The following is a 12982-nucleotide window of genomic DNA, read 5'->3' on the forward strand; positions in this document are numbered from 1 at the left end:
TCTTCCGTTCCCTGTCCCGTCATTTCCTTCAAAGCGCTTCGGGCATCTAACATCAGCGAATTCCGCAGGAAAAGCGGATTTGGCCGTTTTGCGCCGCAAAACTACGCTGCATTGCGTCAAAGGCGGCATTTTTGCGGCCAAATGATTTGGGGGTACTTGACGAGTCCGAGCGTGAGGTGTGATGAAAGGAAAACCAAAGCGCTTTGAATTTTTGGCTATTTTAGAGGATGCCCGCCCGGAAGAGGCGGGTTTGCTATGGGAGGCAATCCGGTGAAAAAGACATTGCTGATGACGGCCGCGCTCGCGCTTTTGATGGTGGGCGGCGCTGCCGCCGCCGATCTGAAGTTCAAGCCGGGCGAGGACGCCAAATTCAACTGGCAGAGTTTCGAGGATTTCAAGAAGGGCCATGACCTCAAGGGCCAGTCGCTCACCATCTTCGGCCCCTGGCGCGGCGAGGACGAGGCGCTCTTCAAGAACGTCTACGCCTATTTCGTCGAGGCGACGGGCGTCGACCTGAAATACTCCTCTTCCGAGAACTACGAGCAGCAGATCGTCATCGACACGCAGGCCGGCAGCCCGCCGGACGTCGCCATCCTGCCGCAGCCGGGCCTCATCGCCGACCTCGCCTCCAAGGGCTACCTGACGCCGCTCGGCGACGAGACCAAGCAGTGGCTGCTCGACAACTATGCCGCCGGCCAGTCCTGGGTGGACCTTTCCACCTACAAGGGCAAGGACGGCAAGGACGAGCTCTATGCCTTCCCCTACAAGATCGACGTGAAGTCGCTCGTCTGGTACGTGCCGGAGAACTTCGAGGACGCCGGCTACGAAGTGCCGAAGACCATGGAGGACCTCAAGGCGCTGACCGAGAAGATCGTCGCCGACGGCGGCACGCCCTGGTGCATCGGTCTTGGTTCGGGCGGCGCCACCGGCTGGCCGGCGACCGACTGGGTCGAGGACCTGATGCTGCGCACGGCCTCGCCCGATACCTACGACAAGTGGGTCAAGAACGATATCCCCTTCACCGATCCGGCCGTGATCGGCGCGATCGACGAGTTCGGCTGGTTCGCCAAGAACGACAAGTTCGTCGACGGCGGCGCGGCGGCGGTGGCCTCCACCGACTTCCGCGACAGCCCGAAGGGCCTCTTCACCTCGCCGCCGAAGTGCTACCTGCACCACCAGGCCTCGTTCATCCCGTCCTTCTTCCCGGAAGGCACGGTGGTCGGCGAGGATGCGGACTTCTTCTACATGCCGCCCTATGCCAGCAAGCCTGAGCTCGGCAATCCGGTCCTCGGTGCCGGCACGCTCGCCATGATCACCAAGGACACGCCGGCCGCGCGCGCCTTCATCGAGTTCCTCAAGACGCCGATCGCCCATGAGGTCTGGATGGCCCAGTCGAGCTTCCTGACGCCCTTCAAGAGCGCCAACAAGGAAGCCTATGCCAACGGGCCGATGAAGAAGCAGGGCGAAATCCTGCTCAACTCCACGACCTTCCGCTTCGACGGCTCGGACCTGATGCCGGGCAAGATCGGCGCGGGCGCGTTCTGGACCGGCATGGTCGACTTCGTCGGCGGCAAGTCCTCGGCCGACGTCGCGGCCGACGTCCAGAAGGCCTGGGACGCCATCAAGTAACATTGCGGCGAACCGGCCGGCACCCGCCGGCCGGTTTTCCCAAAGCATGCCAAGTGCAGCCGGACCATGCGGGCGCTCCGCGTGAGCGCGAAGCGTGGCCGTGACAAGAACGTCTGGGGCGCATTCCTGGGGGAGGGACTGCCGTGCAGCAATTGTTATTCGCCATCTTCACGATGATCGGGGGCGTTCTTGCCTGCGTCGTCTATTTCTTCGGAACGAACTGGCTGCTCGACAAGCTGTTCCCCTCCAAGGGGCTGGTCGGGGCGGAGGCATCGCGTAACCTCAGGCTTACCAATGCCATCCGCCCCTGGCTCTTCATGGCGCCCGCTCTCTTCGCGCTCGCCATCTACCTCGTCTACCCCGTCTTCGAATCCGTCCGCCTCTCCTTCCTCGACCGTTCCGGCCGCCAGTTCGTCGGCTTCAGCAACTATGTCTGGATGCTGGGCGACGGCGAGTTCCGCCAGTCGATCTTCAACAATTTCCTCTGGCTCCTCGTGGTGCCGGCGCTCTCCACCTTCTTCGGCCTCGTCATCGCCGCGCTGACCGACCGCATCTGGTGGGGCAATATCGCCAAGACGCTGATCTTCATGCCGATGGCGATCTCCTTCGTCGGCGCCGCCGTCATCTGGAAATTCGTCTACGACTACCGCTCGGAAGGCTCCGAGCAGATCGGCATCCTCAATGCCGTCGTCGTCGCCTTCGGCGGTGCGCCGGAAGCCTGGATGACCATTCCCTTCTGGAACAACTTCTTCCTCATGGTCATCCTGATCTGGATCCAGACGGGCTTTGCCATGGTGATCCTCTCGGCGGCGCTACGCGGCATCCCGGAGGAGACCATCGAGGCGGCGGTCATCGACGGGGCGAACGGCGTGCAGATCTTCTTCAAGATCATGGTGCCGCAGATCTGGGGCACGATCGCGGTCGTCTGGACGACGATCACCATCCTCGTCCTGAAAGTCTTCGACATCGTGCTCGCCATGACGAACGGCCAGTGGCAGACGCAGGTTCTGGCGAACCTGATGTTCGACTGGATGTTCCGCGGCGGCGGCGATTTCGGGCGCGGCGCGTCCATCGCCGTCGTCATCATGATCCTCGTCGTGCCGATCATGATCTGGAACATCCGCAACGCCACCAAGGAAATGGAGCGCTGAGATGACCGCCACCTCCCGTTCGCCGCTCATCATCGTCGTCCATCTCTCGGTCCTGCTCATCGTCGCGCTCTGGACGCTGCCGACCGCGGGCCTTCTCATCTCCTCGCTGCGCGACAAGGACCAGCTTGCCGTTTCCGGCTGGTGGACGGCGCTATCCACCTCCGCGCAGAACATGACCGGCCGCGCCGCCTCGCCGGAAACGCAGGTCGAGCGCGACGGCAAGTTCGTCATTTCCGGCAATCTCCTCGAAAGGGACAATGCCAGGGTCTCGGCCTTCGGCGTCCGCCCCATGCAGCCGGCTGCCTTCAAGGCCGGCACCGCCGCCGATATCGGCGACGGCCAGACGCTGACCGTCGCGGAGGACGGCAATTACGAGATCGTCTCGCCGACGAAGATGGAAGGCACGCGCGGCCAGCGCATCTTCTACACGGCAACCGTGCCGCCGCGCTTCACGCTCGATAATTATCGTGAAGTGCTGAGCGCTGCCGGCATCGGCTCGTCCTTCATCAATTCGCTGACCGTGGCGGTTCCCGCGACGATCATCCCGATCCTCGTCGCCGCCTTCTGCGCCTATGCGCTCGCCTGGATGCCGTTTCCCGGCCGGGCGATCCTGATCGCCGTCGTCGTCGGCCTGCTCGTCGTGCCCTTGCAGATGTCGCTGATCCCGCTGCTCAGGCTCTACAACGGCGTCGGCGCCTTCCTCGGCGTGCCGGCCAAGACCTATGTCGGCATCTGGCTCGCCCATATGGGCTTCGGCCTGCCGCTCGCCATCTATCTTTTGCGCAACTACATGGCCGGCCTGCCGCGCGAGATCATGGAATCGGCCCGCGTCGACGGTGCCTCCGATTTCGATATCTTCGTGAAGATCATCCTGCCGCTCTCTTTCCCGGCGCTTGCCTCCTTCGCCATCTTCCAGTTCCTGTGGACGTGGAACGACCTGCTTGTCGCCATGGTCTTCCTCGGCACCGGCAACGACGAGCTGGTGCTGACGGGGCGCCTCGTGAACCTCCTCGGCTCGCGCGGCGGCAACTGGGAAATCCTCACGGCCTCCGCCTTCATCACCATCGTCGTCCCCCTCATCGTCTTCTTCAGCCTGCAGCGCTATCTCGTGCGCGGCCTGCTGGCGGGATCGGTCAAGGGCGGCTGAAGACTTCAAGCAGACAGGAAAAACGAGAATGACGACGTCGGATTCAACGCTTCTTACGCCGGACAAGGACTGGTGGCGCGGCGCGGTGATCTACCAGATCTATCCGCGCTCCTACCAGGACACCAACGGCGACGGGATCGGCGATTTGCGCGGCATCACCGAGCGCCTCCATCACGTCGCCTCCCTCGGGGCGGATGCGATCTGGGTCTCGCCCTTCTTCACCTCGCCGATGAAGGACTTCGGCTACGACGTCGCGGATTATCTCGACGTCGACCCGATCTTCGGCGAGCTTGCCGATTTCGACGCGCTGATCGCCGAGGCGCACCGTCTCGATATCCGCGTGATGATCGACCTCGTGCTCTCGCATACCTCCGACAAGCATCCTTGGTTCGTCGAAAGCCGCTCGCGCCGCACGAATCCCAAGGCCGACTGGTACGTCTGGGCCGATTCCAGGCCGGACGGGACGCCGCCGAACAACTGGCTGTCGATCTTCGGCGGCTCGGCCTGGCAGTGGGACCCGACGCGCCTGCAATATTACATGCACAACTTCCTGACCTCGCAGCCGGACCTGAACCTCCACAATCCCGAGGTCCAGGACGCGCTGCTCTCGGTCGCCCGCTTCTGGCTGGAGCGCGGCGTCGACGGCTTCCGCCTCGACACGATCAACTTCTATTTCCACGACAAGGAACTGCGCGACAATCCGTCGCTGCCGCCCGAGCGCCGCAACGCGCAGACGGCGCCCGCCGTGAACCCCTACAATTACCAGGAACATCTCTACGACAAGAACCAGCCGGAGAACCTCGACTTCCTGAAACGCTTCCGTGCGCTGATGGAGGAGTTTCCGGCCATTGCCGCCGTGGGCGAGGTGGGCGACAGCCAGCGCGGTCTGGAGATCGCCGGGCAATACACCTCCGGCGGCGACAAGATGCACATGTGCTATGCCTTCGAGTTTCTGGCGCCCGATGCGCTGACGCCGGCCTTCGTCGCCGAGACGCAGCGCGCGCTGGAAAAGGCCGCGCCCGAGGGCTGGGTGTGCTGGGCCTTCTCGAACCACGACGTGATGCGCCATGTCAGCCGCTGGGGCTTCGGCGTCACCGACCACGACGCCCATGCCAAGCTGCTCGCCAGCCTCCTGATGTCGCTGCGCGGCTCCGTCTGCATCTATCAGGGCGAGGAACTGGCCCTGCCGGAGGCCGAGCTTGCCTATGAGGACCTGCAGGATCCCTACGGCATCCAGTTCTGGCCGGACTTCAAGGGCCGCGACGGCTGCCGCACGCCAATGGTCTGGGATGCCGGCGAGCAATCCGGCGGCTTCAGCGCCGGCAGGCCCTGGCTTCCCGTCCCCGAAGCCCATCTGGAGCGCGCCGTCAGCGTGCAGGACAAGGACCAGGCCTCGGTGCTCGCCCACTACCGCCGCTTCCTTTCCTTCCGCAAGGAGCATGCGGCGCTCGCCAAGGGCGAGATCGAGTTCCATTCGGCCGAAGGGGCGATCCTTTCCTTCGTGCGCACGCACGGCAACGAGAAAGTCTTCTGCGCCTTCAACATGAGCCCGGTCGCGCGCCTTGCCGACCTGCCGGCCGGCACGCTGGAAGCGCTGGAAGGCCACGGCTTCGACAGCGTGATGCATGAAGAGACCATAGAACTTCCAGCCTGGAGCGGGTTCTTCGCCCGCTTCGTGTAACCGGCCAAACGACAGGGGGAGACAGACATGGCAGGACTGGTGCTCAAGGATATCCGCAAGTCCTACGGCGCGGTGGACGTCATCCACGGCATCGATCTCGATATCAGGCAGGGCGAGTTCGTCGTCTTCGTCGGCCCGTCCGGCTGCGGCAAGTCGACCCTCCTGCGCATGATCGCGGGCCTCGAGGAGATCACCGGCGGCGAGATGACGATCGACGGCGAGCGCGTCAACGACGTGCCGCCGTCCAAGCGCGGCATCGCCATGGTGTTCCAGTCCTACGCGCTCTATCCGCACATGACGGTCTACGACAACATGGCCTTTGGCATGCGGATCGCCGGCGAAAGCAAGGAGGAGATCGACCGTCGCGTGCGCTCGGCCGCCGATATCCTCCAGCTCACGCAGTATCTTGACCGCCTGCCCAAGGCGCTTTCGGGCGGCCAGCGCCAGCGCGTCGCCATCGGCCGCGCCATCTGCCGCAATCCCAAGGTCTTCCTCTTCGACGAGCCGCTGTCGAACCTCGACGCGGCGCTGCGCGTCGCCACCCGCATCGAGATCGCCAAGCTCAACGAGCAGATGGCCGACACGACGATGATCTACGTGACGCACGACCAGGTGGAGGCGATGACGCTCGCCGACCGCATCGTCGTGCTCTCGGCCGGCCATATCGAGCAGGTCGGCGCACCGCTGGAGCTCTACGAACGTCCGGCGAACCTCTTCGTCGCCCGCTTCATCGGCTCGCCGGCCATGAACGTCATTCCGGCGAAGATCACCGCGGCCGGCGAGACGACCGCGCTGGAGCTGACCGGCGGGCGCGTCTGCGACGTCGGGATCGCAACGGCCGCGTCCGAGGCCGGCAAGACGGCGAGCTTCGGCGTTCGCCCGGAGGACCTTGCGATCACCACGGACGACGACTTCCTCTTCGAGGGCACCGTCTCGATCGTCGAGGCGCTGGGCGAGGTGACGCTGCTCTATATCGACGGCCTCGTGCCGGGCGAGCCGATCATCGCCAAGATTCCCGGCATCCTTCCGGTCAAGCGCGGCGACAAGGTGCGGCTGACGGCCGACAGGGCCAAGCTCCATCTTTTCGACCCCGCCGGAAAGAGCTATCGCGCCGCCTGAGGCCCGGGCGGCAGGATTTCGTCCTGCCGCTCAACCCGATGTTAAGCGTTGTTCCCCTAGGATTTTTCCCGAAGTGAACATGCCGGGGCACCAGTCAGATGCGTTTTCAGGATCAAGCGCCGAACCGCAATTACCTGAACAAGGAAGAATCCTTCATGTACGATCGGGAGAAGAGCTTCCCGATGGAGGATACCTGCAACGAGGCCCGCATCGAGTTCACCGAGAGCGGCGGCCTCGTCAACCTCGTCTCCCGGCGCGGCATCATCACCAAGCTCTCGCGCAGCGGCGCCGTCATCACCATGACGACGAAATTCCAGCTCCCGCGCAATTTCTACCTCGACATCGTCAGCGCCCGCATCCCGATGATCGGCTGCCTGACGCAGCGCGTCTATCCGAACGACGTCGTCGAAGCCCGCTTCCTGCGCCTGCTCTCCGACAAGGACCTGCAGCGCATCTTCGTCTACTCGACGCACCGCAACCATCAGGGCCGGACGCTGGATATCTATAGCTGAGGAAAGGGGGGGGCTGCCGCCTGACTAGCGGTGCCTCGCACTCTGTGGCCTCTGGTAAGGCCGTCCCTCTCCTCCGTCATGCTCGGGCCTGACCCGAGCATCCATGCCACAAGCGATACCCTGCCGTGGGACGTGGATCCTCGGGTCAAGCCCGAGGATGACGCTAGTGGGTGTGGCGGGCGCGCCGTGAAGAGGCAGCGCGAAGAAGCGGCCGGCCCCTATTCCATCACGCAAACAGCACGCTCGCCCCGTGATCCGCCGGGCCCGCGATGGCGCGGAAGGGGGCGAAGAGCTCGCGGCCCATGCCGAATTCGTTGCCGGAAAGATCGGCGGGGGCCTGCGGGCGGGCGGAGAATTCCGCTTCGTCCACCAGCACCTCGATGGTGCCGGCAACCGCATCGAGGCGGATCATGTCGCCCTCGCGGATGCGGCCGATGGGGCCGTTGTCGACCGCCTCGGGCGTGACGTGGATGGCGGCCGGGACCTTGCCAGAGGCGCCGGACATGCGCCCGTCGGTCAGCAGCGCCACCTTCTGGCCGCGGTCCTGAAGGATGCCGAGCACGGTGGTCAGCTTGTGCAGCTCCGGCATGCCGTTGGCCTTCGGACCCTGGAAGCGCACGACGGCGATGAAATCGCCCGTCAGCTCGCCGGCCTTGAAGGCCGCGTTGAGGTCGAGCTGGTCGTGGAAGACCTTTGCCGGGGCTTCGATGACATGGCGCTCCGGCTTGACGGCGGAGATCTTGATCACGGCCTTGCCGATATTGCCCGTCAGCATCTTGAGGCCCCCGCTCGCCTGGAACGGAGCCTCGATATTGGCGAGGATCTTCGGGTCGTGGCTGTATTTCGGCGCCGGCTCGCGCTCGACGCCGCCCTGGGGCCCGAGCTTCGGCTCGATCGTATAGGCTTGCAGGCCCTGGCCGTAGACCGTGCGCACGTCGTCGTGCAGCAGGCCGCCCTGCAGGAGTTCCTTGATGAGGAAGCCCATGCCGCCGGCCGCGTGGAAATGGTTCACGTCGGCAAGCCCGTTCGGATAGACGCGGGCCAGCAGCGGCACGATGTCCGAAAGGTCGGAAATGTCCTTCCAGGTCAGCATGATGCCGGCGGCGCGCGCCATCGCGACGAGGTGCAGCGTGTGGTTGGTCGACCCGCCCGTGGCATGCAGGCCGACGACGCCGTTGACGATGGAGCGCTCGTCGATCATCTCGCCGGCCGGCGTGAACTCGTTGCCCTCGGCGGTGATGGCGAGCGCGCGCCTTGCCGCTTCCTTCGTCAGCGCGTCGCGCAGCGGCGTGCCGGGATTGATGAAGGAAGCGCCGGGCATGTGGAAGCCCATGATCTCCATCAGCATCTGGTTGGAATTGGCGGTGCCGTAGAAGGTGCAGGTGCCGGGGCCGTGATAGGACTTCGATTCCGCTTCCAGCAGCTCGGCGCGGCCGACCTTGCCCTCGGCATAGAGCTGGCGCACGCGGGCCTTCTCGTCGTTCGGCAGGCCCGAGGTCATGGGCCCGGCGGGAACGAAGACGGCCGGCAGGTGCCCGAAGGTCAGCGCGGCGATGACGAGGCCCGGAACGATCTTGTCGCAGACGCCGAGGTAGACGACCGAATCGAACATGTTGTGCGAGAGGCCGACGCCCGCCGCCATGGCGATGAGGTCGCGCGAGAAGAGCGACAGTTCCATGCCCGGCTGGCCCTGCGTGACGCCGTCGCACATGGCCGGCACGCCGCCGGCGACCTGCGCCACGCCGCCCGCCTCGCGCGCGGCCTCGCGGATCAGCGCCGGATAGGTCTCGAACGGCTGGTGGGCAGAGAGCATGTCGTTATAGGCGGTGATGATGCCGAGGTTGGGGACGCGGTCGCCGGCGAGCGCATCCTTCTCGGCGGGAGAACAGACGGCGAAGCCGTGCGCGAGGTTGCCGCAGGAGAGTACCGAGCGGTGCACGCCCTTGGCGGCGGCGGCGCGCACCCGGTCGAGATAGGGTTCGCGCAGCGGCCTGGAGCGTTCGGCGATGCGGGCGGTAATGGCTTCGATGCGTTTGTCGGCGGACATGGGAGCGATCCTGACTTCTCGATTGCATTTTCGCACGGGCTAGCGCGCGGGAAAGCTGCGCCGTCCGCTGGTGGTGGCGTGATACGCCGGATGGGGCCGGGCGAAGCCGGCCGGGCGTCTCAGGGCGCCCAGTAGATGTCGACCGGCGTTGCCGCCCGCCGCAGCATGGCGCGGATCGGCATGTCGGTCTCCGGCCCGTCCTTTTCGGCCGCGGCAAGGACGTCCTTCTTGCCCTGTCCCTCGATATGCAGGACCAGAAGGCGTGCATCCTGGAGGCTGGCGAAGGTGAAGGTGAGGCGGGTTTCGCCCGCGCCCTCCGCCTCCATGGTGATGACGCCGCGCGGCGTTTCGGGCGAGATCGCCTCGGCAAGGCGGCTGCCGCCGGGGAAGAACGAAGCCGTATGGCCGTCCGTCCCCATGCCGAGGATGGCGACGTCGAAGGGAGCCCCGAGCGCGGCGGCATCCGCCGTCGCGATCCTCGCGGCCGCCTCAGCGCTTTCCGCCGCGCGGTAGAGCGGCAGGAAGGACGCGGCCTTCGCCTTGTCCCGAAGCAGGTTCTCGGCAACGAGCAGGTGGTTCGAGCGCGGATTGTCGGCCGGCACGAAGCGTTCGTCGACGAGCGTGATCGTCACCTTGCTCCAGTCGATGTCGCGGGTGGACAGCGCCTTGAAGAAGGCCTTCGGCGTCGAGCCGCCGGAAACGGCGATGGTGGCGTGCCCCCGCGCGGCGACGCCCTCGGCAAGCGCTGCGGAAACGGCGTCCGCCAGCCCTTCGGCAAGCGCCGCCCCATCCGCAAATTCGTGCAGTCTCGCGCTCATCGCCGCTCCTTACGTTTCGTGCCAGGTGCGGCCGTCGCGCTCGATGAGGGCGATGGCCTGGCTCGGGCCCCAGGTGCCGGCGGTGTAGCCCTGCGCCTGCTGGCCGGTGGTCTCCCAGGCCTTGAGGATCGGGTCGATCCAGCGCCAGGCGGCCTCGACCTCGTCGCGGCGCATGAAGAGCGTCTGGTTGTTGCGGATGACGTCGAGCAGCAGGCGCTCGTAGGCATCGGCATTGCGCGCCTCGAAGGCTTCGGCGAAGCTCATGTCGAGCGAGACGTTGCGAAGGCGCATGCCGCCGGGGCCCGGATCCTTGATCATCAGCGACTGCTTGACGCCTTCGTCCGGCTGGAGGCGGATGATGAGCTGGTTCTGCTCGATGCGGCCGGCGGAGGGATCGAAGATCGAATGCGGGATCGGCTTGAAGGTGATGACGATCTCCGACATGCGCGCGGCAAGGCGCTTGCCGGTGCGGATGTAGAAGGGAACGCCCGCCCAGCGCCAGTTGCCGATCTCGGCCTTGATGGCGACGAAGGTCTCGGTGTTGGAAACGCCGCCTTCCAGCTCTTCGAGGTAGCCCTTGACCGGGCCGCCCGACGAGGCGCCGGCGCGGTACTGGCCGCGCACCGTCAGGCGCTCGACATTGTACTGGTCGACCGGCTTCAGCGCGCGCAGCACCTTGAGCTTTTCGTCGCGCACGGCTTCGGCGTCCATCGAGGAGGGCACTTCCATGGCGACGAGGCAGAGAAGCTGCAGGATGTGGTTCTGCACCATGTCGCGTAGCGCGCCGGCCTTGTCATAGTAGCCGGCGCGGCTTTCGAGGCCGACGGATTCGGCGACCGTGATCTGCACATGGTCGATATGGGCGGAGTTCCACAGCGGCTCGTAGAGCGCGTTGGCAAAGCGCAGCGCCATCAGGTTCTGCACCGTCTCCTTGCCGAGATAGTGGTCGATGCGGAAGATCTGGTCTTCGTGGAAGACCTTGCCGATCGTGTTGTTCAGCTCGTTGGCTGAGGCAAGGTCCCGGCCGATCGGCTTTTCCACGACGATGCGGGTCTGCTTGGTGATCAGCTTGTGGTCGCGGATCTTTTCCGAGATGTCGCCGAAGATGGCGGGCGCGACGGCGAGGTAGAAGGCGCGCACGCGGTCCTTGCCCTCGTCGAGCAGGGCCTTCAGCTTGTCCCAGCCCTGCTCGGACTTGGCGTCGACCGCCACATAGAACAGCCGGTCGCAGAAGGTCTTGACCTCGGCCTCGTCGAATTCGCCGGGCTTGAGGTGCTCCTTCAGCGCGTCGACGGCGAACTTGCGGTATTCCGCGTCCGTATAGGCGGTGCGCGAGGCGCCGATGATGCGCGTCGGGTCCGTCAGCTGGCCGGCGAGCTGGCGATGGTAGAGGGCCGGAAGGAGCTTGCGTTCCGCAAGGTCGCCGGTTCCGCCGAAGACGACATAGTCGAAGGGTTCAACGGGAATGATCTGGCTGCTCATCGGATATCTCGATCTCGTTCTGTTGCCGGGTGTTATAATCTAATCGATTTAAAAACGCCAGAGTGCAACGCAACAAAATCGGTGTTTCCGACTCGATCAGAGCTTGTCGCGTAGCGCGTACCACGTCATGGCGAGGAACAGAAGCGGCGAGCGGAACCTTGAACCGCCGGGGAAGGCCGGGATTTTCAGGGCCTTCATCAGGTCGAGTTCTGCGCTGCCGCCCGTCACGTCCTCGGCATAGAGCTTGCCGCAATAGTTCGACAGCATGACGCCGTGGCCGGAATAGCCGCCGATCGAGGTGATGCCGGGCATGACCTCGCGCACATAGGGCTTGCGCGGCATGGTGATGCCGACGGAGCCGCCCCAGGCATGGGTGAGCTCGATGCCCTTGAGTTCCGGATAGACCTCCTCGATCTGCCGGCGGATGGGCGGCGTCATGTCGTCGAGGTTTTCCGAATAGGCCTCCCGCCCGCCGAAGAGCAGCCGTCCGTCGCGCGTCTTGCGGAAGTAGCGCACGACGAAGCGCGTGTCGGCGATGGATTCGCTGCCGGGAATGATCGAAGGGAATTTGTCGAGCGGCACCGTCGCGCCGATGAAGGAGCGGATCGGCATGACATGGGCGGCCGTCTTCGGCTCCAGGTCGCCGATATAGGCGTTGCAGGCGATCAGCGCCCTGTCGGCGCGGACCGTGCCCCTTGCCGTGGTGATCACCGCCTTGCCGCCCGCCCGCTCGATCCTGAGCGCCGGGGTCTGTTCATGCAGGTGCGCGCCCGCCGCCTGCGCGGCCCGGGCGATGCCGACGATGAGCTTCATCGGGTGGATATGGCCGGTGCCGGTGTCGCGGATGCCGAAGAAGAAGCGCTTCGAGCCGACGCGCTCCTCCGTCTCCGCCCGGTCCATGTAGTGCATGTGCGGATAGCCGAAGCGGGTGGCGGCGATCTCGACGTGGTCGCGGAATTCCTTCTCGTAGCTCGCCTTGTGGCTGACATTGAGCTGGCCCGGCATGTATTCGATGTCGAGGTCCTGCGCCGCCGCGAAGTCGTGGATATGGCGCTTGGCATTTTCGGCAAGGTCGAACAGCGCCCTGGCGCGCTCGAAGCCGAGCTCGGCCTCGAGGCTTTCTGCCTCGGCGCGCTGGCCGGTGCCAAGCTGGCCGCCGTTGCGCCCCGAAGCGCCGTCGCCGAAGCGATGCGCGTCGATGAGGACGACGTTTACGCCCTTCTTCGCAAGGTTATGGGCGGCCTGCAGGCCGGTGAAGCCGCCGCCGACAACGGCGACGTCGGCATCGACGGATCCGTCGAGCGGGGCATATTCGGGACGTTCCCCGACGCTTGCCTCATACCAGGAGATGCCGGGGGAAATCGGGCTTTGCCAGGCCATTCAACATACTCTTCTT

General features: G+C 65.2%; 10 protein-coding genes. 6 read left to right on the plus strand and 4 right to left on the minus strand.

The genetic code is table 11. From position 1 onward, the window contains the following. The first annotated feature begins 255 nt into the window (after positions 1-255). From ACZ5TO_RS01570 to ACZ5TO_RS01595, 6 genes are all read left to right on the plus strand, one after another. Positions 256-1629 (plus strand): ABC transporter substrate-binding protein, encoded by a 1374-nt coding sequence (locus ACZ5TO_RS01570; protein ID WP_464799287.1) that lies wholly within the window; start codon positions 256-258, stop codon positions 1627-1629. A 143-nt stretch (positions 1630-1772) separates the two neighbouring features. Beyond that, on the plus strand, positions 1773-2780 hold the full coding sequence (locus ACZ5TO_RS01575; RefSeq protein ID WP_464799288.1) for a carbohydrate ABC transporter permease: 1008 nt from the start codon (positions 1773-1775) through the stop codon (positions 2778-2780). Position 2781: 1 nt separating this feature from the next. Further along, positions 2782-3927, plus strand: coding sequence for a carbohydrate ABC transporter permease (locus ACZ5TO_RS01580; RefSeq protein WP_184145139.1), 1146 nt, complete (start codon positions 2782-2784; stop codon positions 3925-3927). Positions 3928-3955: 28 nt separating this feature from the next. After that, entirely contained in the window at positions 3956-5608 is a 1653-nt protein-coding gene (bglA, locus tag ACZ5TO_RS01585; protein ID WP_464799289.1) for a beta-galactosidase BglA, read from the plus strand. Between the two features lie 27 nt (positions 5609-5635). Next, positions 5636-6727 carry an ABC transporter ATP-binding protein gene (locus ACZ5TO_RS01590; protein WP_464799290.1) on the plus strand — a complete coding sequence of 364 codons (1092 nt, stop codon included), beginning with the start codon at positions 5636-5638 and terminating at the stop codon, positions 6725-6727. Between the two features lie 98 nt (positions 6728-6825). Then, positions 6826-7239, plus strand: a complete 414-nt coding sequence (locus ACZ5TO_RS01595; protein WP_184145136.1) for a hypothetical protein — start codon at positions 6826-6828, stop codon at positions 7237-7239. Positions 7240-7465: 226 nt separating this feature from the next. Here the strand turns inward: ACZ5TO_RS01595 and edd are convergent, their stop codons facing one another. The 4 genes from edd to ACZ5TO_RS01615 form a co-directional block, all read right to left on the minus strand. Next, positions 7466-9286: a phosphogluconate dehydratase gene (edd, locus tag ACZ5TO_RS01600; protein ID WP_464799291.1), complete on the minus strand. Its 1821-nt coding sequence runs from the start codon at positions 9284-9286 to the stop codon at positions 7466-7468. Positions 9287-9405: 119 nt separating this feature from the next. Further along, positions 9406-10104, minus strand: coding sequence for a 6-phosphogluconolactonase (gene pgl, locus ACZ5TO_RS01605; RefSeq protein ID WP_464799292.1), 699 nt, complete (start codon positions 10102-10104; stop codon positions 9406-9408). A gap of 9 nt (positions 10105-10113) precedes the next feature. Beyond that, a complete protein-coding gene (zwf, locus tag ACZ5TO_RS01610; RefSeq protein WP_184145133.1) occupies positions 10114-11586 on the minus strand; it encodes a glucose-6-phosphate dehydrogenase in 1473 nt (490 codons plus the stop codon). 96 nt (positions 11587-11682) lie between these two features. Next, entirely contained in the window at positions 11683-12966 is a 1284-nt protein-coding gene (locus ACZ5TO_RS01615; protein WP_464799293.1) for an NAD(P)/FAD-dependent oxidoreductase, read from the minus strand. Positions 12967-12982 lie beyond the last annotated feature (16 nt).

The organism is Shinella sp. Sh6 (genome assembly GCF_055392685.1).

Coding starts and splice junctions, on each gene's coding strand:
- ACZ5TO_RS01580 (WP_184145139.1), top strand. CDS start 2,782: ATGACCGCCACCTCCCGTTCGCCGCTCATCATCGTCGTCCATCTCTCG.
- ACZ5TO_RS01590 (WP_464799290.1), top strand. CDS start 5,636: ATGGCAGGACTGGTGCTCAAGGATATCCGCAAGTCCTACGGCGCGGTG.
- edd (WP_464799291.1), bottom strand. CDS start 9,286: ATGTCCGCCGACAAACGCATCGAAGCCATTACCGCCCGCATCGCCGAA.
- zwf (WP_184145133.1), bottom strand. CDS start 11,586: ATGAGCAGCCAGATCATTCCCGTTGAACCCTTCGACTATGTCGTCTTC.
- ACZ5TO_RS01615 (WP_464799293.1), bottom strand. CDS start 12,966: ATGGCCTGGCAAAGCCCGATTTCCCCCGGCATCTCCTGGTATGAGGCA.
- ACZ5TO_RS01595 (WP_184145136.1), top strand. CDS start 6,826: ATGCGTTTTCAGGATCAAGCGCCGAACCGCAATTACCTGAACAAGGAA.
- bglA (WP_464799289.1), top strand. CDS start 3,956: ATGACGACGTCGGATTCAACGCTTCTTACGCCGGACAAGGACTGGTGG.
- ACZ5TO_RS01570 (WP_464799287.1), top strand. CDS start 256: ATGGGAGGCAATCCGGTGAAAAAGACATTGCTGATGACGGCCGCGCTC.
- pgl (WP_464799292.1), bottom strand. CDS start 10,104: ATGAGCGCGAGACTGCACGAATTTGCGGATGGGGCGGCGCTTGCCGAA.